Annotated in this window: 21 protein-coding genes, 1 tRNA gene, 1 rRNA gene and 1 riboswitch; of the genes, 19 read left to right on the forward strand and 4 right to left on the reverse strand. The window is 37.6% G+C overall.

Translation table 11 applies throughout. The features are described from left to right. The 5 genes from rrf to DS745_RS10230 form a co-directional block, all read left to right on the forward strand. Positions 1–109 (forward strand): 5S ribosomal RNA (rrf, locus tag DS745_RS10210); the annotation flags it as partial. 490 nt (positions 110–599) lie between these two features. Beyond that, the gene (locus DS745_RS10215) at positions 600–1,202 is read left to right on the forward strand and encodes a YczE/YyaS/YitT family protein (RefSeq protein WP_129078160.1); all 603 of its coding nucleotides are present in this window, start codon (positions 600–602) and stop codon (positions 1,200–1,202) included. 127 nt (positions 1,203–1,329) lie between these two features. Then, on the forward strand, positions 1,330–2,127 hold the full coding sequence (locus tag DS745_RS10220; RefSeq protein WP_129078161.1) for a FadR/GntR family transcriptional regulator: 798 nt from the start codon (positions 1,330–1,332) through the stop codon (positions 2,125–2,127). A gap of 40 nt (positions 2,128–2,167) precedes the next feature. Next, positions 2,168–3,718, forward strand: a complete 1,551-nt coding sequence (locus DS745_RS10225; RefSeq protein WP_129078162.1) for a Na+/H+ antiporter NhaC family protein — start codon at positions 2,168–2,170, stop codon at positions 3,716–3,718. Positions 3,719–3,808: 90 nt separating this feature from the next. Then, complete coding sequence (locus DS745_RS10230) at positions 3,809–5,233, forward strand: amidohydrolase family protein (RefSeq protein ID WP_129078163.1); 1,425 nt, start codon at positions 3,809–3,811, stop codon at positions 5,231–5,233. Between the two features lie 299 nt (positions 5,234–5,532). Here the strand turns inward: DS745_RS10230 and DS745_RS10235 are convergent, their stop codons facing one another. Further along, the gene (locus DS745_RS10235) at positions 5,533–5,724 is read right to left on the reverse strand and encodes a hypothetical protein (RefSeq protein WP_129078164.1); all 192 of its coding nucleotides are present in this window, start codon (positions 5,722–5,724) and stop codon (positions 5,533–5,535) included. A gap of 123 nt (positions 5,725–5,847) precedes the next feature. On the opposite strand from DS745_RS10235, the gene DS745_RS10240 reads away from it, so the two are divergent. The 8 genes from DS745_RS10240 to DS745_RS10275 all read left to right on the forward strand — a co-directional run bounded on the left by DS745_RS10240 (position 5,848) and on the right by DS745_RS10275 (position 13,422). Then, positions 5,848–6,990 (forward strand): trans-sulfuration enzyme family protein, encoded by a 1,143-nt coding sequence (locus DS745_RS10240; protein WP_129078165.1) that lies wholly within the window; start codon positions 5,848–5,850, stop codon positions 6,988–6,990. A 72-nt stretch (positions 6,991–7,062) separates the two neighbouring features. After that, positions 7,063–7,139: transfer RNA gene (locus DS745_RS10245), tRNA-Met, on the forward strand. Between the two features lie 168 nt (positions 7,140–7,307). Further along, positions 7,308–8,303: a thiamine-phosphate kinase gene (gene thiL / locus DS745_RS10250; RefSeq protein WP_129078166.1), complete on the forward strand. Its 996-nt coding sequence runs from the start codon at positions 7,308–7,310 to the stop codon at positions 8,301–8,303. Between the two features lies 1 nt (position 8,304). Next, the gene (gene tsaE, locus DS745_RS10255) at positions 8,305–8,763 is read left to right on the forward strand and encodes a tRNA (adenosine(37)-N6)-threonylcarbamoyltransferase complex ATPase subunit type 1 TsaE (RefSeq protein WP_129078167.1); all 459 of its coding nucleotides are present in this window, start codon (positions 8,305–8,307) and stop codon (positions 8,761–8,763) included. Beyond that, positions 8,760–9,470, forward strand: coding sequence for a tRNA (adenosine(37)-N6)-threonylcarbamoyltransferase complex dimerization subunit type 1 TsaB (tsaB, locus tag DS745_RS10260; protein ID WP_129078168.1), 711 nt, complete (start codon positions 8,760–8,762; stop codon positions 9,468–9,470). Before tsaE ends, tsaB begins: the two co-directional genes overlap by 4 nt. Before the next feature lie 4 nt (positions 9,471–9,474). Then, entirely contained in the window at positions 9,475–9,924 is a 450-nt protein-coding gene (gene rimI, locus DS745_RS10265; protein WP_129078169.1) for a ribosomal protein S18-alanine N-acetyltransferase, read from the forward strand. Continuing rightward, positions 9,924–10,937 (forward strand): tRNA (adenosine(37)-N6)-threonylcarbamoyltransferase complex transferase subunit TsaD, encoded by a 1,014-nt coding sequence (gene tsaD / locus DS745_RS10270; RefSeq protein ID WP_421721814.1) that lies wholly within the window; start codon positions 9,924–9,926, stop codon positions 10,935–10,937. Before rimI ends, tsaD begins: the two co-directional genes overlap by 1 nt. A gap of 367 nt (positions 10,938–11,304) precedes the next feature. Continuing rightward, a complete protein-coding gene (locus DS745_RS10275) occupies positions 11,305–13,422 on the forward strand; it encodes a hypothetical protein (protein WP_129078170.1) in 2,118 nt (705 codons plus the stop codon). Between the two features lie 52 nt (positions 13,423–13,474). Here the strand turns inward: DS745_RS10275 and DS745_RS10280 are convergent, their stop codons facing one another. Then, a complete protein-coding gene (locus DS745_RS10280) occupies positions 13,475–15,403 on the reverse strand; it encodes an ABC-F family ATP-binding cassette domain-containing protein (protein WP_129078171.1) in 1,929 nt (642 codons plus the stop codon). Between the two features lie 220 nt (positions 15,404–15,623). Between DS745_RS10280 and moaC the strand changes: the two genes are divergently transcribed. The 5 genes from moaC (at position 15,624) to thiH (ending at position 22,119) form a co-directional block, all read left to right on the forward strand. Further along, positions 15,624–16,118, forward strand: a complete 495-nt coding sequence (gene moaC / locus DS745_RS10285) for a cyclic pyranopterin monophosphate synthase MoaC (protein ID WP_129078172.1) — start codon at positions 15,624–15,626, stop codon at positions 16,116–16,118. A gap of 172 nt (positions 16,119–16,290) precedes the next feature. Next, positions 16,291–16,926, forward strand: coding sequence for a redox-sensing transcriptional repressor Rex (locus tag DS745_RS10290; RefSeq protein WP_129078173.1), 636 nt, complete (start codon positions 16,291–16,293; stop codon positions 16,924–16,926). A gap of 1,459 nt (positions 16,927–18,385) precedes the next feature. Beyond that, positions 18,386–19,807 (forward strand): MDR family MFS transporter, encoded by a 1,422-nt coding sequence (locus tag DS745_RS10295; RefSeq protein ID WP_129078174.1) that lies wholly within the window; start codon positions 18,386–18,388, stop codon positions 19,805–19,807. An 83-nt stretch (positions 19,808–19,890) separates the two neighbouring features. Then, positions 19,891–20,002: riboswitch (TPP riboswitch) on the forward strand. 123 nt (positions 20,003–20,125) lie between these two features. Continuing rightward, positions 20,126–20,899: a thiazole synthase gene (locus DS745_RS10300; RefSeq protein WP_129078175.1), complete on the forward strand. Its 774-nt coding sequence runs from the start codon at positions 20,126–20,128 to the stop codon at positions 20,897–20,899. 113 nt (positions 20,900–21,012) lie between these two features. Next, the gene (gene thiH / locus DS745_RS10305) at positions 21,013–22,119 is read left to right on the forward strand and encodes a 2-iminoacetate synthase ThiH (protein WP_129078176.1); all 1,107 of its coding nucleotides are present in this window, start codon (positions 21,013–21,015) and stop codon (positions 22,117–22,119) included. Positions 22,120–22,153: 34 nt separating this feature from the next. Here the strand turns inward: thiH and DS745_RS10310 are convergent, their stop codons facing one another. Then, positions 22,154–22,345, reverse strand: coding sequence for a YdiK family protein (locus DS745_RS10310; protein WP_129078177.1), 192 nt, complete (start codon positions 22,343–22,345; stop codon positions 22,154–22,156). Beyond that, on the reverse strand, positions 22,346–23,059 hold the full coding sequence (locus tag DS745_RS10315; protein WP_129078178.1) for a CPBP family intramembrane glutamic endopeptidase: 714 nt from the start codon (positions 23,057–23,059) through the stop codon (positions 22,346–22,348). It lies immediately after the preceding gene. A 431-nt stretch (positions 23,060–23,490) separates the two neighbouring features. On the opposite strand from DS745_RS10315, the gene groES reads away from it, so the two are divergent. Next, on the forward strand, positions 23,491–23,775 hold the full coding sequence (groES, locus tag DS745_RS10320; protein ID WP_129078179.1) for a co-chaperone GroES: 285 nt from the start codon (positions 23,491–23,493) through the stop codon (positions 23,773–23,775). Positions 23,776–23,868: the final 93 nt, after the last annotated feature.

The raw sequence follows: 23,868 nt of genomic DNA on the forward strand, positions 1-23,868 counted from the left end.
GCGATAGCGAAGAGGTCACACTCGTTCCCATGCCGAACACGATCGTTAAGCTCTTCAGCGCCGATGGTAGTTGGGGGTTTCCCCCTGTGAGAGTAGGACGTTGCTAGGTAAAAAAACACATCCCATGTGGATGTGTTTTTTTTGTTTATATAAGAAGTTTAGGATAGGTTAGCTCGTATATGTGCATCTGCGTCTACTAGTAACGCTCCGAAGCAGGCTTCCTCGATGCAAAGCTGCCCGGAGTTAATCAAGGAAGTATCTCATGAAGTGAACGAGGTCAGTAGCTTTCCTGCGTCTACGAGCTATGCTCCGAAGTGTGCTTCCTCGTCGCAAAGCTGCGTTTAGGTATTCATTGAAGTTAACTCACGATGTGAACGAGGTCAGTAGCTTCGTTGCTAGGTAGAAAAAACACATCCCATGTGGTTGTGTTTTTTTATTGTTTCATATGTAATCATTTACTTTCTCTTACTTCGGCCAGTAAATCAAATACTGCTCAAAATACTTTTTCTGCCATGATCTGTCGAAATCTATTGTGCTTTTTTTGCTAGAAAAAAATATAAAATATAGTAGTCAATTACTACGAGAAAGAGGGTGAATAGGTGCAAGGATGGAAGCTAAAAGTAAATTGTTATCTAGTTGGGTTACTTATTGTTTCATTTGGGGTAAGTTTAATGGTTAACTCAAATTTAGGTGTAGGACCATGGGATGCCCTATTTGTGGGACTTGCAATGAAATTGGGGTTAACAGTAGGGAGCTGGTTAGTCATTATAGGGCTGATATTAATTTTATTAAATAGTTTCCTTTATCGAAATAAACCTGACTTTACAGCATTTCTCACAATTTTTGTACTGGGAGTACTTATTGACTTTTGGCTTATTTTCGTATTTTCAGAAATTGCAATAATTTCAATCATCGTAAGAGTAATCTTTTTACTGATTGGCATATTATTAATTGCGATAGGAATAGCTCTATACCTTCAAGCAAACTTTGCAAAGAATCCAATAGATAATTTGATGCTTGCTGTCCAATTTAGAACAGGAAAGAGCTTAACCGTTTCAAAAACAATTATTGAAGTATCTGCTCTGCTTTTAGCATTCCTTGTTGGTGGCCCAATTGGTCTTGGAACAATTCTAGTAACTTTTTTCATCGGTCCCCTTATTCAAATCTTCCATTCTCCAATCTCTAAAAACCTAAAATTCTGAATTTATAAAATTTTTTAAAAAATTAAGAGGAATAGATGTCTTAATGAAGAATATTTATTAGTAGGAGCCCCTCCTCATCAATGAGGAGGGGGATATAAATACTTAGGAGGTGTTAAGTAAAACTAAGATGAAAGGTTTATCGAAGAAAACTACTATTCTTGAGGAGTATGATTTTTTCTCTACAAAAGGTGAACTAACGGAGTTTTTATTATTAAAGAAGCTTTCTGAGACAAATGAACCGGTTGGTTCATGGGTACTAAAGACAATGTTAGAGGTGAATGGACTTGAGGTAAGCACTGCAACTGTTGGCCGAATATTAAAAACATTAGATGCGAAGAAGTATAGCAAACTTGTTGAAAATCAAGGAAGGCTATTAACTGCTAAAGGACAAACGTATATTAGTCATCTGTCCGATGAAGTAGAAAGGATGAGACTTCAACAAAATTTAATGGAAGCCTCAAAACCTGGAGATTTTGGTGAACTTCTTGATCTTATAATTGCTAGAAAAACGATTGAGTGCGAGACAGTAAGACTTGCAGCATTAAGAGCAACAGTTGATCATATTGAGGATTTATATCATTCTCTTGAAGATCATGATCATGATGTTTCCTGTAAAAAGGATCCTAATCCTGTCGCTTGTATATTTCATGAAAAGATAGCAGAGGCTTCTCAAAATCGCTTTCTGATTGCAACGTTAAATATTTTAATATATGAGGAGCTAAAACTTGAATCCAAAATCTCTGATTTAATTACCCGTGAGAAGGGTGCAGAGTATGTGCAGCACCACCGACTAATAGCGGATGCAATAAGAGATAGAAATGCAGATTTAGCTGTTCGGTATATGCAAGAACATATGGATGCCATGCTATCTGCAATTGAAGAGCAGAGTGGTGTGGTAAGTTACGGGAGTAAGAAACAAACCTAAATAAAAGGTAATCAAAAAAATCAGTGGGGTGATGATAAAAATGGAGTTCGGAATATTGGCATTAATTCCACCGCTCGTCGCAATTTTATTTGCTCTAAAAACTAAGCAGACCTTATTATCTTTATTTATTGGTGTTTGGATTGGCTCTACGATTATTTATAATTGGAATCCATTAGTAGGGTTTGTTAGTACAATTTCTGAATTTATTATTCCTTCTATTGCTGATCCTTGGAATGCTGGATTACTATTATTAGTTACTCTTGCTGGTGGATTTGTTCACGCTTTAAAAGTGTCTGGAGCAGCACAAGCATTTGCTCAAGCAGCAACAAGAAAAATTAATACAAGAAAGCGAGCACAGACTACTACTTGGGCTAGTGCATTTGCTTTTTCGTATACAGAGCCGGTTCTTATCCTAGGAACTATCATGCGTCCAATAACTGACCGGTTGAAGGTATCTCGCGTAAAGTTAGCATATATATTGGATTCAATGGGTGCCTCATTAGCTTCCATGTCTCCAATAAGTAGCTATGGTCCATTCATTACGGGTTTGATAGCTGTTCAATTAACTGCAATAGGCTTGTCTGATAATCCTTGGGGTTTATTTTTAGCGATGATCCCATATAATCTTTATGGTATTTTTGCAATGCTAACGGTACTTTTTGTTATTCGTACTGGATTAGATATCGGACCAATGTATCACGCTGAAAAGCGAGCAGTAGAAACTGGTCAGTTACTTGGGGAAAATGATAAGCCAATGATCATGGATTTAGATGAAGAAGAACTTCCAGCAGGTTATTCATTATCAATTAAAAACTTCTTAATTCCAATGGGATTACTCTTTGCTTCCATTTTTGGTGTCATTTTTTGGTCAGGCGATATCTTGGCAAATGGTTTTAGACAATCGTTTATTGAAGCAAACATCGTACTAGCAATTTGTACAGGGTTTGTGGTTGGTTCTATTGGGGCGGTCTTGGTTTCTGTTACTACTGGTCTACACAGTTTTCAAAAATCGGTTGATGAATGGACCAAGGGCATTAAAAACCTAGTAATTGTTCCTATGATCCTTATATTAGCTTGGTCCATTGGTAGTGTAGCAGGAAAGATGGGGTTAGGTGCGTATTTATCTGCCTTGGTTGATAATTATCTCGCAGCAGGAATGGTACCGGCATTAATATTCTTACTGGGGGCAATTATTGCATTTTCTACCGGGAGCTCTTGGGGTGTATTTGCAATTATGATGCCCATTGCAATTCCAATGGCAGATATGCTTGGTGTCCCACTGCCGTTAGTTATTGGTGCAGTGATTAGTGGTGGATTATTCGGTGACCATTGTTCACCAATTTCTGATACTACAATCATGGCTTCAACAGGTGCTGCCTGTGACCACATTGAACACGTAAATACTCAATTGCCATATGCAATTACTGTTGGTATTGCAGCTTTTATCGGTTTCTTAGTTGGAGGCTTTACATTACCGTGGTTAGGAATTGTTACTACAATCGTTGTCATTGTTGGTTCTCTATATTTCTTAAACAAACATGTAAGTAGAAGAGTCGACGACTCCAAAGTAGACAAAAACTTCACAGCGTAAAATCTTGTCGGAACCATATGATAGCTTGGTTCCGACTAGCTTACATAGGTACAAATATTATTAGAGATAATCTGGAGAGGAGAATTAGAAATGAAGGTCAATTATATTATTAAAAATGCTTTCGTGATGACTATGGAGGGAAAAGGCGTCGGTATGATAGAGAATGGTGCCATCGCTATAAAAGATAATAAAATTCAAGCTGTTGGTACATCAGACGATATTAGTCGTGATTATACAGCTGATGAAGTCATTGATGGAAAAAATAAGTTAGTCATGCCAGGTCTTATTGATGCACATATTCATACAGGCATTGGTATTTTGCGTGGCGTTTCTCAGGACATAAATAACTGGATGCAAGAAGGATTATGGCCATTTATGAAGCACGTTACCGTTGAAGATAACGTAAAGGGTTCTATGATGAATATTGTAGAGGGGATAAAAGCAGGAACGACAACTTTCTGTGATTATGACGGCAATATGAATCAGATTGTTGAAAATTATGTTAAGGTAGGGGCCCGTGCCCGGGTGGCAGAGCTTGTAAATGAAATACCAGAAGACATAGGTGATATACCAGTAGGAGAGTTGTATCCCTTCTACTCAGAGATTGGAAACAGAAAACTTAATAATAATATTCGCTTAATGGAAGAATGGCATGAAGCAGAAAATGGTCGCATAACTTGTATGCTAGGGCCTCATGGACCTGATATGATGAGTCTGGAATTAATGTTAGAAATGAAATCGTTAGCAGAAAAGTATGATACCAAATTGCACATGCATGTTGCACAAGGCGACCGTGAAATTGATCAAATGGTCAAACGGTATGGAAAAAGAAGTATAGCATTTTTAGATGAGATTGGTTATTTGAATGAGCGTTTACTTGCGGTTCATTTAACTGAAGCAACAAAAGAAGAGACAATGCAGGTTGCAAGAAGTGGTGCGAAAATGATTAATTGCTCGGGAAGCATTGGCATCATTGACGGCATCGTACCTCCAATCTTAGAGTTTCTAGAAGCTGGTGGAACAGCTGCTCTTGGCTCTGACCAAGCACCAGGAAATAACTGTAACAACATGTTTAACGAAATGAAATTTGTGTCTATCTTAAACAAAGTGAAAAGTCGTAATCCCTCAGTATTTCCGGCTCATCTGGCGTTACGCCTGGCAACAATTGAGTCTGCCAAAGCAATTGGATTAGAGCATGAGGTAGGTTCCTTAAAAGCAGGAAAGAAAGCTGATTTATTAATTGTAGATTTACAAGAACCGAGTATGTCTCCTATTATTACAGCACCAATTCGAAACATTGTTCCTAATCTGGTCTATTCAGCTAAAGGTAGTGAAGTAGAGGCTGTTATGGTGGATGGTAAATTTATCATGAGGGATAAGGAGATTTTAACAATTAGTGAAAAAGAGGTTGTTGAAGTAGCTCAACTAGCTGCTTACGGTATTAGTCAAAAAGCCCAAGGGGATATCTTCCCTAACAGTCCATTATTACAAAGAATGGAATCAGGAGAGCTATAATATTAAACCTCGGTGCATATACACGCACCGAGGTTTTTTGTACACAAGTATTATCCGATAACTTGGTTCAAATAGGAGTTAAATCTCAAGAGGACACCTATTCCGTTGTTTCGTCCGAATACGCCCTTTTTGAAATTTCGCGGTCACCAGTTCCGTTATTTAGCCCAAATAGCACCAAAAACACGGTTCAGAGCATAAATAAGAGGTCGTATGTCGATGAAACTCAAAATCGTCGTATTTTCATCAACGGAACTGGTGTCCGAAGCGATCATAACTACGTCATCACTATTATCGTCTAGCTACGAATTCTCATTACTCTGCTTTATTTCTTTTTCACTAAACATTTCATTCACTTCTTCAAGTTGTTTATGTTGATCAACGGAGTCGCCAGCATAATAAGGTGTAGAGTGAAAAATATCCTTAGAGTCAATATCACTTCGAATAGTAACTTCTTCTCTTTTTAAGTATTCGCCTTTATCCTTGGAACCCATTGTAAGAAAACCTCCCAATGATTATTTCTTTTTTAGTTATGCCCTATCCTTTTCCAAATACTTAATTAGTGGTAAAATCTTAATATTACATTTTAGGTTATTGATTATGTGGAGGAAGTTCATATGACATATAAATTTGGTACAAAAACTGTTCATTTTCAAAAAAAGGCTGAAGGAAGAAATGTTAGCAAAGCCCAGCCGATATACCAAACATCTGCTTTCTCATTCAAAGATTTAGATGATATGGAAGATTTTTATCAAGGTAATAAAGAATATTTATATACAAGATTTAGTAATCCTAATACAGACGATTTAGGTGAAGGTGTAGCCCAGCTAGAAGGAGCACCTAAGGGTGTAGCTACCTCTTCAGGGATGTCAGCAATATTAGCTGGTGTTTTGGCTGTTGTAAGCCATGGCGATCACATTGTTGCTTCTGAAGATATCTATGGTGGAACATACCAACTGTTTGCAAATGAATTAAAAGAATTTGGAATTGAAGTTTCTTTCGTTTCGATGAATAATTCTGATGAAATAGAGAATGCTATTAAAGTAAACACGAAGCTATTATATTCCGAGTCAGTGACAAACCCATTGTTAAGGGTTGAAGATCTACCAGCAATAATCTCACTGGCTAAGAAACATCATTTGACAACAATGATTGATAACACGTTTGCTACTCCGTTTTTACTTAAACCGTACGAATTAGGAGCAGATTTAGTTATCCACAGTGCCACAAAATATATTGGTGGTCATAGTGATGTTACAGCGGGAGTATTAGTTGGTAGGGAAGATTTAATTGCAAAAGCAAAAACAAAGGTTGTTAACTTAGGTGCAAATCTAAGTCCTTTTGAAGCATGGTTAGCATGCAGGGGTTTAAAGACGTTAGCCGTAAGAATGGAACGTCAGGTGAAAAATGCTCAAGCACTTGCTGACTTTCTAAGGCGTAACCCTTTATTAGAAAAAGTCTACTATCCAGAAGCTGTAGCTGAAAATGGCAATGGTGCAATTGTGTCAGTGGATCTTGGTGAGCAGTTTGACATTGAGACATTTTTTAAATCATTAGAATGGATTAAAATTGTTCCAACACTTGCTGGAGTTGAATCTACAGTTACTTATCCAATAAGGACTTCTCATCGTACGGTTCCAGAAGCGATCCGTAGTAAACTAGGAATTACAAGAGGATTAGTGAGAATTTCCTTAGGAATAGAGGATGCAGAAGATATTATTAAAGCTTTTGAAATTGCAATCGAAAAAGCTAAATTGTAAAAATTTGCATTAAGAAATTAGTTGTGGTATGATAACTATATATTAACCAGCTGATTAGTCAGTTGGTATTACCGCGGGGTGGAGCAGTCTGGTAGCTCGTCGGGCTCATAACCCGAAGGTCGTAGGTTCAAATCCTGCCCCCGCAACCAAAAATACATAAATCAAGCGCAGGAATGGATTATTCTTGCGCTTTTATTATTTTTGTTACTACTAGGTTTTTTAGATAAAATAAGATAAACTACTTATGATTGCCTTAGGAAGTGTTCTCCTAAGGTTTTTGAACATAATTAAATCTTTACATAGATAGGTGTGTCTTTGTGTTACGAGATGAATTTGATTTTATAAAGAAAATTAGACCTAAATATTCTTATCAATCTTCGTTAATACAAGGGATTGGTGATGATGCTGCAATTTATTGTAATGAACCTATGTTTGATGAGCTTATCTGTATGGATACAATGGTAGAAGGTGTTCATTTTACAAGACAAACAATGACTCCTTGGATGATTGGTTTTAAAGCTCTTGCAGTTAACATTAGTGATATTGCTGCAATGGGTGGAATCCCAACGTATTACTTAGTATCGATTGCCATACCAGAAGAATGGACGGAAGAGGAATTGACGCAAATATATGCTGGTATGTCTGATTTAGGCAGTAAGTATTCCATGGATTTAATTGGAGGAGACACGGTTTCTTCAAAAAAGGGCTTAATTATTACAGTCACAGTCCTTGGAAAAGTAGAGAAAGGAACTAGTCTTTTACGAAGCAATGCGAAACCAGGTGATCTTGTATTTGTTGTAGGGGACCTAGGAGCATCTGCTGCAGGTTTAGACTTATTATTAAGTACGGGCCTCAATCACCCATATACAGAATACGAAAAACATCTACTAAAAGCACATCAAGAGCCTATCCCTCAAGTAGAAGCAGGACGAATTTTAGCTTGTAGTGGTTTGAATATCTCGTTAAATGATATTAGTGATGGACTTGCAAGTGAAACAAATGAGCTAGCTGAGGCAAGCAGTGTTGATCTACATATTGAATTTGAAAAAGTCCCAAGAAATATATATTTAAATGCTTATCCAATTGAAAAACAAAAACAATGGTGTCTCTTTGGCGGTGAAGACTATCAATTGGTTGGGACAATGTCGGAAGCTGGGTTTAAACAATTAAGTCCAATCCTTAGTGAGAAAAATATAAAACTAACTGTAATTGGTGAAGTAACCGAAGGATCTGGTAACGTTTATTTATATGAAAATAAGCATAAAGAAAAGCTACTTAAAAAGGGCTTTAATCATTTTGATAAAGGTGAATAAAATGGATAACTTGAAAGTACATACATCGTCTCCTGAGCAAACCATGGAGTTGGCGGAGAGACTAGGACAATTCCTAGAAGCCGGCTCGGTGATCACGTTAGAAGGGGATTTAGGAGCAGGTAAAACACATTTTACAAAGGGCTTAGCCAAAGGTCTAGGTGTAAAAAGAAATGTTAATAGCCCTACTTTTACGATCATTAAAGAGTACCAAGGAAGAATGCCACTATATCATATGGATGTGTACCGAGTCTGTGAAGCAGATGAAGACTTAGGCTTTGATGAATACTTTTATGGTGAAGGCGTAACCGTGGTAGAATGGGCTAGTTTGATTAAAGAGCAATTACCGAAAGAACGCCTTGACATTGAGATTTACCATGCGGGTGATGATCGAAGAGAAATAGTTTTAAAACCACTAGGAGAACGGTATATCTTATTATGTAAGGAGTTACAAACAAAATGAAGGTACTTGCTATAGATACATCTACATTTGTCATGGGTGTTGCCCTACTAGATGAAGATAAGGTATTAGGTGAAGTGATTACCAACCTGAAAGAAAATCATTCAATTCGATTAATGCCTGCTGTGGAAAAGTTGATGAAGGATGCAGGAGTCCATCCGAAAGAATTACACAAGATCGTTGTAGCTCATGGACCGGGCTCTTATACAGGAGTAAGAATTGGAGTTACGACTGCAAAAACTCTAGCTTGGACATTAGGAATTCCTCTTATCGGAATTTCAAGTTTAGAGGCTTTAGCTCAAAATGGACGTTATTTTCATGGGGTTATCTCGCCTATCTTTGATGCCAGAAGAGGTCAAGTGTATACAGGACTCTACGGGAATAAAAATGGTCAGATACAGAACCTTAGGGAAGATCAAATTCTGTTACTTGAAGATTGGCTTACACAACTAAATAATGACTTTGAGAATATTCTTTTCTTAGGGAATGATGTCTCTCTGCATAGACAATTAATTATCGAGAAACTAGGGGGCAAAGCAACATTCGGATTAGTAAGTGATCATAACCCAAGACCTGCAGAACTAGCAAGGTTAGCTTTAAATATGGAATCTAAAGAGGATATACATACATTTACCCCTAATTATATTCGCTTAGCAGAAGCAGAGACAAACTGGTTAGCTAGTCAAAAAACTAAGGCCGAGCAAGGATAACTTTATGGAAGCTACTTATAAAATTCGTTATATGGTGAAAGAAGATATTGATGATGTGTTAGTAGTTGAAGAAAAGTCTTTTGCTACGCCATGGAGTCGTACAGCGTTTCTAAATGAAATTCTTCATAATCAATTTGCCCATTATCTAGTTATCGAGAATGAAGGTGAAATTATTGGTTATTGTGGAGTGTGGATCATTGTCGATGAAGCTCATATTACTAACATTGCTATTCATCCTAATTTTCGTGGCTTTAAGCTAGGAGAACAGTTGTTGGTTCATGCGATTGAATTAGCTCGAACATTAGGTGGTACGAAGATGACTTTGGAAGTTCGAGTATCAAACCATGTTGCCCAACGACTTTATAGTAAACTTGGCTTCAAGCCAGGAGGTATTAGAAAACAATATTATACAGATAATCAAGAGGATGCTCTTGTCATGTGGGTGGTCTTATAATGGAAAATAAATATATTTTAGCAATAGAAACAAGCTGTGATGAAACTGCAGCAGCTGTTATTAAAAATGGAAATGAGATCTTATCAAATGTTGTTGCCTCCCAAATCGAGAGTCATAAACGATTTGGTGGAGTCGTTCCGGAAATTGCTTCTCGCCATCATGTTGAACAGATCACGGTTATTATTGAGGAAGCAATGAAAGAGGCAGAGATTGATTATCCTGACCTGTCAGCAATAGCGGTAACAGAAGGTCCTGGGCTCGTAGGAGCTCTATTAATTGGCGTAAATGCAGCAAAAGCACTTGCATTTGCTCATGACCTACCTTTAATCGGTGTTCATCATATAGCTGGACATATTTATGCCAACCAGTTGATAACGGAGCTTAAATTTCCTTTAATGACCTTGGTTGTTTCAGGGGGGCATACAGAACTCGTCTATATGAAAGATCATGGTAGCTTTGAGGTAATCGGTGAGACGAGAGATGATGCGGTAGGAGAGGCTTATGATAAAGTAGCGAGAACGTTAAAACTCCCTTATCCAGGTGGACCTCATATTGATCGGCTAGCAGCAATTGGAACGCCTTCAATTGATCTTCCAAGAGCTTGGTTAGAGCCGGAGTCATATGATTTTTCTTTCAGTGGATTAAAATCAGCAGTTATTAACACCTTACATAATGCAAATCAAAAAGGCGTTGAAATTTCAAATGAAGATTTAGCTGCAAGCTTCCAGGAAAGCGTCATTGAGGTCCTTGTGGAAAAGTCGAAACGAGCGGCTAAAGAATATAATGTGAAACAGTTCCTAGTCGCTGGTGGAGTCGCCGCAAATAAAGGATTAAGAGAAAAGCTAACAGCTGAATTTGATAAATCGGCGATAGAGATAATTATCCCACCACTAAAGTTATGCACAGATAATGCTGCTATGATAGGTGCTGCGGCTTTCATAAAGCTAGAAAAGAAGCATTTTTCAGACTATCGATTAAATGGTAATCCAGGGTTAGATTTAGAAAAACAATAAAAGTTGTCGAAGGCTGTTCTTTAAAATTAAGGGCAGCTTTTTTATTGTCGAATTTGTCTTTATAAACAGTTTTTCAACAAAATGAGGATAAGTGTGAAGAACGTAAAGTTACCAAGGGTTTTATAAAAAAGGAAAAAGGGGAACGTAGGTACTTATTAACAACTCAATTGTGGATAATGTGGATAAGTGCTGCAAAGGGTGTCGAAATAAGGATATATAGTGTGAATAATTACTTTGGGGATAAAACTGTGGATATTGTTAATAACTTTTCATTAAGCTTGAAAATAAAGGTTTAAGTTGTGGGTAATGTTGTTGATAATGTGGATATGTCAGAAAATTTATGAATATTTCTATTCCGAGGGTGTTTATGAACATTAAAAGAAACTTGCTGTTGCTATTTATAATGTACCTGTTTATTTTATGTGGAAAACCTGTTTTTGCTGAAGAGTACTCGAAAAACCTTACAATCATTTTAGTACCAGATTTCTCTTTTCAAGAAGTTACATGGTTAATAGAGAATGGGCATGAAGATGAGTTGTGGAAAACTGGTGGAATGTCAGCAGTCAATATCCGCCCTGATGGTCCATACTCTTATTTAAATAATATTGTTAGTATTGCATCAGGCTCTCGAGGGCTAGGTGTTGAAGGCTGGAATGCGTTTGTGAAAGGTGAATTGGATAGTGGAGTATTAGTTGAAGAACTTTATCAACAATGGACGGGTAGAACTGTTGATGAAGGAAAAGTATTTCATCCCTTATTTCACAAACTTGTTGATAAAAATAAAGATACGACATATCGCACAAAAGTAGGCATACTTGGGCAAACACTAAAAGAGCATGGTGTAAACAGCTATGTTATTGGTAATAGCGACATTGGCCAAGAAAAAGTAAGATATGGACCTACGCTTATAATGGATCGAGAAGGATTTGCTCATGGTTATTTACTGGAAGGAACGAAACCGAGTAAAGGTTCTCCAGGTGGAGTGGTGATGGATGTAGATAATATCTTCACAGTTTTATCCACACCTAAAGCAGAACCGTCTCTTACTGTCATTGAATGGGGAGACTTGTATCGATTGTATAAGCAAAAAAGTAATATGGAGGCAGATTACTTTGAGAAACAATATGAAACAGCATTGTTAAACTTAGAGAAATTCCTGACGCTCCTAGTTGAGAATGGTTATACACAAAATATTATGTTGTTATCCCCAATGATGAATAGTGATGCTTACCAAAATAAAGAACGGTTAGCTCCACTATTTTATTGGAGTCATTCATCCACATTTTATTTACAGTCATCTACAACAAGACAACCGTTTGTCGTCAGCAATTTAGATATGGTACCAACTATCCTTCACTTTTTTGAGATAGAGGCTGAAGATAATTTTTTTGGGAAACCAATTCAAAGAGTAGCAACTATCGGGCCAACATTAGAAGAAGGTTTAACTAAGATTGATCTAATGTTTACAATTTTTAAAACTCGAAATGTAATCTTATCAAGCTATATTACCTTACTTGTTCTTTTATTAATTATTACTAGTGTTATTATTATGTTTAAAATACAGATTGCTTTTTGGAAAGAGATTGCAAAAATTTTGCTTATCGCCGGGATAAGTTCACCATTATGGTTACTTATCACCCCATATAGTTTGTATTACATTCAACCAAACGTCTATCTGATACTGCTAATCTTTTGTAGCTATATTACAGGTTTCCTCGTTGTAAGGTTTGTTCCTAAACCTATATTTTTCATGAGCATAGCTCTATTTTCAGCCATAACAATAGACTTGCTCATGGGAAACTTCTTTATGCAAAGATCCTATTTAGGGTATGATCCAATCATAGGCGCTAGATATTATGGGATCGGTAATGAATTTGCAGGTGTCTATTTAATTGCAGGACTTCTTCTATTAGAAAGGCCACTTTTTAGAAGATGGTTATTAGTAATCGTGTTAAGCATAAGCCAACTCTTTTTATTAAGTTCAACAAATCTAGGAGCTAACGCAGGTGCAACCATTTCTGCTGGAATTATGTTTGGTTATTACGGGTATCGCAACTATTTTCCCAATATGAATTGGCGAAAGCTTATGATGATTTTTTTATGCCTCCTAGCTGTGACTATTTTGTTTCTGTTACTTACGCAAATGAACGGGAAGGAATCGCATATTGGCTATGCATTTACAAGAATGTTCCAAGGTGACTTTCAATACATCGTTGATACGATTAAAAGGAAGCTCGAAATGAATTGGAAAATTTTTCGATTCAGTAATTGGACGCAACTGTTTGTGACAACATATCTTTTGATTGCATTATATTTATGGCGGAAAAAAGGGATTGTCAGTAGTGGGGTAAAGAGGCTTCTTATTCAAACAGGAGTTGTTGCTTCGGTTACTTTATTATTACTAAATGACTCTGGTGTCGTAGCAGCTGCTACATCGATGTTTATCATTGTTTGTACGAGCTATTATTGGGCACTAGATGAATAAAATTGTGTAAGTAGTGCATCGAAGCACTACTTACACAATTCAAAATTCACACTTATTCCTCTAGTTCACTCCACTCTTCCATGAGAGAATCTAGTTCTTGTTTTTGTTGTTCAATTTCATTGTTAAGTTGAGCTACTTGATTGTGATCTTGGTAGACCTCTGGGTCACAAAGAGCTTCTTCCTTTTCAGCAATTGATAGTTCAATTTTTTCAATGGTCTGTTCAATTTCCTCTAGACGCCTCTGACGTTGACGTTCTTTTCGTTTTGCTTCTTTGTCTTGAAGGAATGTTTGTTTATTTGGTTGTTCTTCTTGATGCTGAACCTTTACCTCTTGTTTTTCTTTTAATTCCTTGCGTTCAAGGTTCTCTTGTTTCTTCAATAGGTAGTAATCATAATCTCCAATGTAGTCGATTAGACCTTCGTAAGTCATTTCCACGACTCGTGTCGCCATCCGGTTTACAAAATAACGGTCATGGGATACAAACAGGATTGTGCCAGGATAATCTAGCAATGCACTTTCAAGAATTTCTTTGCTGTCTAGATCAAGATGGTTTGTTGGCTCGTCCAAAATTAAAAAATTAGCTTTTTGCATCATTAATTTTGCTAGTGCCACGCGAGCTTTTTCTCCGCCACTTAAATCAGAAACGCTTTTGAGCACATCGTCACCACTAAATAGGAAGTTACCTAAGATCGTTCGAATTTCTTTTTCGGGTGTAAGAGGATAATCATCCCAAAGTTCATATAATACCTGTTTATTAGAATTCAGCTTTGCTTGTTCCTGGTCATAGTAACCAATTGTGACATTACTACCGTACTTTATTGTTCCTGCTACAGGACTTAATTGCTCGGTAATGATTTTTAATAGAGTAGATTTTCCGATACCATTTGGTCCAAGTAATGCAATACTTTCTGATCGATTGACTGCCAAGGTAAGCTTTTCAAATAAAGGCTTACTATTTGGGTAGCCTCCGGAAAGTTGATCAATTCTTAATACATCATTACCAGTTTGCTTTTTAATCTCAAATGAAAAGCGAGCAGACTTTTCATCTCCTTGAGGGCGATCTAATACATCCATTCGTTCTAGTTGTTTCCGACGACTTTGTGCTCGTTTCGTGGTAGATGCTCGGGCAATATTCTTTTCAACAAATGTTCTCAGCTTATCAATTTCATCTTGTTGCTTTTCGTACTGCTTCATTTCAATTTCATAGCGCTTTGCTTTTTCATCCAAGTAATGGCTGTAGTTACCAACAAATTTCGTTGCTTTTGTTCTGGATATTTCATAGACAACATTGGCAACCTTGTCAAGGAAGTAACGGTCATGGGAAACAATTAAAATAGCGCCATCATAGTGAAGAAGATATTGTTCTAACCAGGCAAGAGTTTCTAAGTCTAGGTGGTTTGTCGGCTCGTCCAAAATAAGTAGATCAGGGCGGGTTAGTAATAGTTTACCTAATGCTAGGCGAGTTTTTTGGCCACCACTTAATGTTGAAACTTCGGTGCTATAGTCTTTATCAGAAAAGTGTAAACCCGATAGTATACCGCGAATATCAGCTTCATATTTATAACCGCCTCTTTCTTTAAAGCTCTCAGAAAGTAGATCATAATCTTTTAAAAGTTTTTCATATACTTTTTCGTCGCTAATACATTCAGGATCTGACATTTTGGCTTCCAAGTTTCGCAACTCTTTTTCCATTTGGATGAGAGGAGCAAATACGGTTAACATCTCGTCCCAGATAGAACGACTCGATTCTAAACCAGTATCTTGAGCTAAATAGCCTATCGTTACATCTTTAGGAATAATAATGTCACCAGAATTGTAAGATAGTTTTCCGGCAATAATTTTTAAAAGAGTAGATTTACCAGCACCGTTTCTACCAACGATCGCAACACGATCTTGTGAATGAACTTCTAATTTTATATTCGATAATATTGGTTCCACACCAAATGTTTTTGTTAATTGGACACACTGTAAAAGTATCATAAATTCATCATCCTAACATAAGTAGCAATCTAACGTTTATTCCATTATAATATACCGTTAGTGTACCGTAATTAATTATGGACAAGCAAATAATACTTTCAGCAATACCAATTGAATTTAAAATTAGATATTTCATTTGTGTTACAAAAAATGAAACGATTACAAATTTGACAAAATGGTGTACAATATACTTGTGACGGTTTGAAAGGGGACATTTAGTATGTCAGAATTTACTCATTTTAATGAACAAGGTCGCGCAAAAATGGTAGATATCTCAGAAAAAAATGAGACAATACGAACAGCATTAGCTAAGACTAGTGTCGAAGTAGGGAAAGAAATATACGAGAAAATTCGTCAAGGCTCCATAGGAAAAGGCGATGTACTAGCTGTTGCACAAGTGGCAGGCGTTATGGCAGCCAAGAAAACAGCAGATTGGATACCGATGTGTCATCCACTAGCATTAACAGGTGTTGATGTAACGTTTGATTGGCATACAAATGAAGATAACTATAAACTTAACATTTACGTAAAAGTAAAAACTAAAGGAAGTACCGGAGTAGAGATGGAAGCACTAACGGCAGCCTCTGCGGTAGCCCTGACAGTTTATGATATGTGTAAAGCTGTAGATAAAGGGATGGTTATTGGACCTACATACTTAATGGAAAAAACAGGCGGAAAAAGTGGAGATTTTAAAAGAGAAACAGAAATAGAATAATAAACTAAAAAAAATTTGTACCAACTAAAGGGAGAAACCAGGGGATTGTCGGTAGCATATGTGAATTGATAAACAAGAATAAGGTGTGGCTATAGAAAACAGGGGGTATAATTACTACCCTAGATTTTGTTTGCCCTTTATCCAGTTAAAAGGTACAGGTTGGAGGCAGAAAATGAATATCGATCAAACGAAAATTCCTCAAGCGACTGCAAAACGATTACCTTTGTATTATCGATTTTTAGAAAATTTACAAGCATCTGGGAAACAACGAGTATCGTCTTCGGAATTAAGTGAAGCGGTAAAAGTCGATTCTGCAACAATTCGACGTGACTTTTCTTATTTTGGAGCTTTAGGTAAGAAAGGTTATGGATATAACGTTAATTATCTACTAACTTTTTTTAGAAAAACATTAGACCAAGACGAGGTTACAAATGTAACCTTAATAGGTGTCGGGAATTTAGGGACAGCATTTTTGCATTATAACTTTTCAAAAAATAATAGTACAAAAATAGATATGGCCTTTGATGTTGATGTTAACAAAGTAGGAACAGAGATTGGTAACGTTCCAATATATCATTTAGATGATTTGGAAAAGATCCTGGATCCAAACGTTTCAGTTGCAATTCTAACCGTACCTTCTTCTGTAGCACAAAAAGTTGCAGATCGCTTGGTAGCTTGCGGTATTAAAGGTATCTTAAACTTTACTCCTGCACGTTTATCGGTTCCAAAAAACGTACGAGTTCATCACATCGATTTATCGGTAGAACTTCAATCGTTAATTTACTTCTTGAAGCATTATCCAATTTAAAGTTGAAAGGTTATCACTAAAGTGGTAGCCTTTTTTGTTTCTGGTTAGTCTTGTTAATCTAAGTGGGAAACCATGTTAAGGTAACGCAAGGTATTCTATCGTTCCCAAACCGAGCGGAGAGTGAAAGAAAAGGTAACGCAAGGTGTTCTATCGTGCCCGAACCGAGTGGAGAGTGAAAGAAAAGGTAACGCAAGAGGTGCTAACGTGCCCGAACCGAGTGGGGAGTCAAAGAAAAGGTAACGCAAGAGGTGCTAACGTGCCCAAACGGAGTGGGGAGTGAAAGAAAAGGTAACGCAAGAGGTGCTAACGTGCCCAAACGGAGTGGGGAGTGAAGGAAAAGGTAACGCAAGAGGTGCTATCGTGCCCAAACCGAGCGGAGAGTGAAAGAAAAGGTAACGCAAGAAGCGCTAACGTGCCCAAACGAAGTGGAGAGTCAAAGAAAAGGTAACGCAAGAGGTACTATCGTGCCCAAACGAAGTGGAGAGTCAAAGAAAAGGTAACGCAAGAGGCTCGATCGTGCCCGAACCGAGCGGAGAGTGAAAGAAAAGGTAATGCAAGAAGCGCTAACGTGCCCAAACCGAGCGGAGGGTGAGAGAAAAGGAACCGTAAGAAGTGCTAACGTGCCCAAACTGAGTGGGGAGTCAAAGAAAAGGAAACGCAAGAGGTGCTAACGTGCCCGAACTGAGCGGAGAGTGAGAGAAAAGGAAACGCAAGAGGTGCTAACGTGCCCAAACGGAGTGGGGAGTGAAAGAAAAGGAAACGCAAGAGGTGCTAACGTGCCCAAACGGAGTGGGGAGTGAAGGAAAAGGAAACGCAAGAGGTGCTATCGTGCCCAAACCGAGCGGAGAGTGAAAGAAAAGGAAACGCAAGAAGCGCTAACGTGCCCAAACGAAGTGGAGAGTGAAAGAAAAGGAAACGCAAGAAGCGCTAACGTGCCCAAACGAAGTGGAGAGTGAAAGAAAAGGTAACGTAAGAGGCGCTAACGTGCCCAAACGAAGTGGAGAGTGAAAGAAAAGGTAACGTAAGAGGCGCTAACGTGCCCAAACCGATTGGAGAGTGAAAGAAAAGGTAACGTAAGAGGCGCTATCGTGCCCAAACCGAGCGGGGAGTGAAAGAAAAGGAAACGCAAGAGGTGCTATCGTGCCCAAACGGAGTGGGGAGTGAAAGAAAAGGAAACGCAAGAAGTGCTATCGTGCCCAAACCGAGCAGAGAGTGAAAGAAAAGGTAACGCAAGAAGTGCTATCGTGCCCAAACCGAGCAGAGAGTGAAAGAAAAGGTAACGCAAGAAGCCCTAACGTGCCCGAACCGAGCGGAGAGTGAAGGAAAAGGTTACAGTAGGAGTCTCTACACCATTTTCAATTACCATCTGCAAGAAAATTGGAAGTGTTTTTCATTCTATTCACTAATTGAACGTGATATAGTAGTAATAGAAATTATTTCGGGAAACGAGGTATTTTTTATGAGCAAATTACTCCCTGAAAAGTGGCTAGTTGTCATAGCGGTTTTGTTAGGGACTTTTACTATTATTTTAAACAACAGTATGTTAAACCCAGCGATTCCCTATTTAATGGATGTCTTTGATGCTGATGCTGTTTCTACTGGCTGGGTAATTACTGTTTTTATGGTAACGATGGGAATTACCGTGCCGCTAACTGGTTATTTAGGCGATAAATATGGAAAGAAAAAGCTTTATCTTGCTGGCTTAGTCATTTTTATGATCGGTTCGATTTTAGGATCTTTTTCATGGGATTTAAGCTCGCTTATCTTTTTCCGTGGTATTCAAGGGATTGCAGGAGGAATTATGATGCCTTTATCAATGGCACTTATATTCGAAGTGTTCCCAAGAAATGAGCGAGGTCTTGCAACTGGAATTTGGGGAATTGCTGCAATGATGGCTCCAACGATTGGTCCTACGGTCGGAGGACTTATTATTGAAGCAGGAAGTTGGCAGTGGCTCTTCCTATTCAATGTACCAATTGGCATACTAGGAATTATCATCGGTGCCATGTATCTTAAGAACACAAATAAAGTTAGTGGAATTTCGTTTGATAAGTGGGGGTTTCTAACGGTCACAATTGGTGTGGGAGCGATATTGTATGGTTTAGGGAGAGTATCGGCGTTAGAACATCTAGTTCAACCTCTTAATCTGGTTTTATTTACTCTAGGTATGATCTCCTTACTACTGTTTGTGAAAATTGAAAATCGACATGATCAACCTTTGTTAGATTTATCAATTTTTGAAAATAAGGCATTCACATATAGTGTTTGGATAGGCATTTCTACTTCATTAGGGTTATTTGGAGCAATTTTCCTAATTCCATTATTGATCCAGCATGTGTATGGGTTAGGCCCCGTGATAACTGGGCTGGTTTTTCTACCTTCAGCTCTTTTCACCGGGATTTTTATGACCATTGGTGGAAGGTTACTAGATCGCCATGGTCCGTTATTCGTTGTAACTAGCGGTCTTGTCATTATGGCAGTCTTTACATTAGCTCTAGGATTTACGACCATGGAAACATCGCTCATAACGATCTTTGTTTTAATGGCGCTACGAGGTATTGGGCAAGGTTTCTCAACGATGCCAGCAACGACGGCTGGAATGAATTCCATTCCGGATAGGTTTATTTCTCGGGGATCAGCAATGAACAATGTTTTGCGACAGATGAGTTCTGCCTTAGGAATTGTCTTTATCTCCATTTATTATGAGGTTCGTAGAGTTCAGGTGTTTGCTACTGTAGATACGATGCAGGAAGCTAGTTTACAAGCAATACGAGAAGGGTTTTTTCTTTTAGGCATGATAGCCTTATTGACCATACCTTTGGGTTGGATGTTAGGAAAAGCTAGCAAAAATGAAGAAAGTAAAAAAACAATGACTGCGTAATGTGAGTAAAAAAAGCTTCACTAATGAAGCAATTCAGTATAGAAAATTTATTAAACTGTGTTATGATTAATACAAAGAATATGTATTACAGCTACGGGAGCCTAGAGGACTAGGCTGAGAAGAGGACTATTCCGTCACAGACCGTGTAACCTGATCTGGATCATGCCAGCGGAGGGAAGACTGTCTTGTTAATTGTTATCTTTACATGTCTTTAAGGCCGCATCTGTATGGTGGGGCTTTTTTGTTTTGTTTTCCCTGTTGTACACCGCACATTCCAGACAGAACTGTTGATATGTAAAATTAGGAGGAGAAGAAACAATGGCAAAAGATTTATTAACTATCGGTGGAGTAGAACTTAATAGTCGTTTATTAATCGGTACTGGAAAATTTAATGATGACGCCCTAATCCCAGACGTAATTAACTCTTCACAATCTCAAGTAATTACAGTCGCTATGCGTCGTGTTGATTTTAATACGAACCAAGAAAATATCATGAAATATATCCCAAAAGAGATGATTTTACTACCTAATACATCTGGAGCAAGAACAGCTGAGGAAGCAGTCCGTATTGCAAGACTGGCACGCGCAGCAGGTATGGGAAATTGGATAAAAATTGAGGTTATTTCTGACCAAAAGTACTTACTACCAGATAACTATGAAACAATTAAAGCAACTGAAATTCTAGCTAGTGAGGGCTTTATAGTCCTTCCTTACATGAGCCCAGATTTAATGGTAGCTAAAAAACTTGAAGAAGTTGGCGCTGCAGCTGTAATGCCACTTGGAGCACCAATCGGTACAAACCGTGGCTTAAAAACGAAAGAACTAATCCAAATTTTAATTGAAGAATGTGAAAAACCAGTAATCGTTGATGCAGGTATTGGTAAACCATCACAAGCGTGTGAAGCAATGGAGATGGGAGCAGATGCTGTCTTAGTCAATACCGCAATTGCTACAGCTGGAGATCCAGTGGTTATGGGGCAAGCGTTTAAATCAGCGGTAGAAGCAGGACGCCAAGCATATCTATCAGGAGTTGGTGGAGTTGCCAAACACGCGAGAGCATCATCACCATTGACAGGATTTTTACAGATCTAATTATGAATTAGGAATTTTGAATTATGAATGTTGTTTGCAGAACTACGAAGCATTACAAGCATCAATTCACAATTCAGAATTCAAAATTGACAATTAAAGAAGGGGGTTTTCCCATGAGTTTTTACTACGAATATGAAAAGTTAAAGGAACTACCTTTTGACGATATATTTCAAGGTATTACAGAAACAGATGTTAAGCGAGTCCTACAAAAACAAAGAATGAATACAGAAGACTTATTAGTTTTGCTCTCTCCAGCAGCGGAAAATCTACTTGAGGAAATGGCCCAAAAAGCGCATGAGCTAACAGTCCAACATTTTGGAAGAACAATTTTACTATTCAACCCTATTTATATTGCTGACCACTGTGTCAACGTTTGTACGTATTGTAGTTTTAGTGTTACAAACCAATTTGAACGTAAGAAGCTATCACTTGAACAAATTGAAATTGAAGCAAAGGCACTAGCGGATCAAGGGTTAAAACATATATTAGTGTTAACAGGTGAGTCAAAAACACATACACCAGTTTCGTATATAGCTGAAGCTGTAAAGGTATTGAAAAAATACTTTTCATCAGTGGCAATTGAAATTAATCCGTTAGATACTGAGGAATACAAACTATTAGCCGATGCAGGTGTTGATGGGCTAACTGTCTACCAAGAAGTATATAATGAAGAAATTTATAAATCAGTTCATGTAAAGGGACCAAAGCGTGATTATCGCTACCGCATGGATACTCCTGAACGTGGCTGTGAAGCTGGAATTCGTCAAATTAATGTTGGGGCATTATTAGGGTTAGACGAGTGGCGTAGAGAAGCGTATTTTGCAGCTATGCATGCTCACTACCTTCAATCAAAGTATTTAGACGCCGAAATTAGTTTATCGTTACCGAGAATTCGCCCACATTTAGGTGATTATCAGCCGAAATCAATCGTTGAAGATCGTCATCTCGTTCAAGCAATTACGGCGTTCCGTTTATTTTTACCGCGCTCAGGGATTACACTATCAACAAGAGAACCAGAATACTTACGTGATAATCTTATCTACTTAGGTGTAACAAAAATGTCAGCTGGCGCAAAAACTGAAGTAGGCGGATACTCTCAGTGTGAGACAGGTACAGCACAATTTCAGATTTCAGATGAACGTTCCCTTGTAGAAATTCAAAAAATGATTAGGGAAAAAGGATATCAACCAGTGTTGAAGGATTGGGAGCTGTTAGTTTAAAAAGCAAAAAGCTTGAGGGAAAAATCCTCAAGCTTTACTTTTTCTCTACTTTTGGTTTAAAAGTGAAATATCTTACTGCAACTAGAAGGTCATAAGCGGCAATGGCCATTAACACAATCGTGAACAAATCCCATTCACCGGTACGACCACGTTGTTGAATTGCAAAATAAACGAAGCTTATAGCCATAAAGAGATACACAATACCCCAAAATAATGGTGATTTCATCTAGAATAGTCCTCCAATAAACCCTTGCATTTCGTCTAACTTTCTTTGTAACTCCATTAAACGTTCACCAAAAACAACCTGAACGAGCATAACGAAGCTATTTAGAGCAACGTGTGCCATTATAGGCACGATAATTCGTTTTGTTTTTACATATAAAAAGGCAAAAACGATGCCCATAAACGTATAAACGAGAAGGTGCTCAAAGTCCATATGAACAGCAGCGAAAATAACAGAACTTATAATGGCAGCAATCCAGAAGTTAAAACGTTTGTATAGACTACCGAAGATAATCATCCTAAAAATAATTTCTTCTAAGATTGGTCCAATCACAGCAACTACTAAGATAAGGGCTGGTGTTGCCTTGGCTAACTCAACAATCATTTCTGTATTTTCCGAGCCAGGTTCAATCCCGAACACCGACATTTCAATAAGAACCGCTATGTATTGTGCCATAAACGCCATAAAGATACCGGCGATTGACCAAACGATGGCGTCACTCTTCGAACTACGTTCTGTACTCAAATGTCGGTTACTCATATCTTGTCTTAATAACAGTAAAATAATGATAAATCCTACAGAAAAACTAAATAACGTCCATACCCCAGGAATTTGTTCTCTCTCAAAGCCCAGTATCATTAATATTGGTACTCCAATAAAAGCTGATATCTGCATTAAAATGTAAGTTAGAAGCACTAACCAATATCTTTTTGTCAAAACAAAAACTCCTTTAAACTGAAGAATTTAGAAAGTTAAATACATGAACTACATTCTACATAGTACATTGTAGCATAGAAATCTATTCACTATGGTTTTGAACCCCTTACAAATATTAAATTCGCTCTGTATAAATATACTACAATAAGTCAAAAGTAATGAAGGATAATTTTTCTAGTACTATAACTATAATAGTATAAACAAAACTAGTTTATTTTCTAAATGGATGAGTAAACTTGTACGAAAAATGTAGGTTTTTCGTGGTACTTTTAGTCGAAATTCTTTTTGATAATAAACCCAAGTTTTTCTAAAAAAAATACTAAAAATACTTGCAAAATAGAATTGAAATGATTATTATAAGAATTGTGTTAGCACTCAAAGCAAATGAGTGCTAATAATAAAAATCATTTCGATGAGGGAGGTTGTTTTCCTTGTTAAGACCATTAGGTGATCGCATTGTGATCGAACAAGTAGAAACTGAAGAAAAAACTGCTAGCGGGATTGTACTTCCTGATACAGCGAAAGAAAAGCCACAAGAGGGTCGTGTTGTTGCTGTAGGTTCAGGACGTGTTCTTGAGAGCGGCGAGCGAGTTGCGTTAGAAGTAAAAGAAGGAGATAAAGTAATCTTCTCTAAGTACGCAGGCACTGAAGTTAAGCTTGATGGTAAAGAATACTTAATCCTTCGTGAAAACGACGTATTAGCGATCTTAGGCTAATCAAACGATTATTTTTTAAAAAACATAATAGCTATTCAAGATTAGTTTTTAAACATAGGTAGGGTGAGTTCCTACTACATAGAAAACTAGGAG

The sequence above is a fragment of the Anaerobacillus alkaliphilus genome (assembly GCF_004116265.1).
Taxonomy (GTDB): Bacteria; Bacillota; Bacilli; order Bacillales; family Anaerobacillaceae; genus Anaerobacillus; species Anaerobacillus alkaliphilus.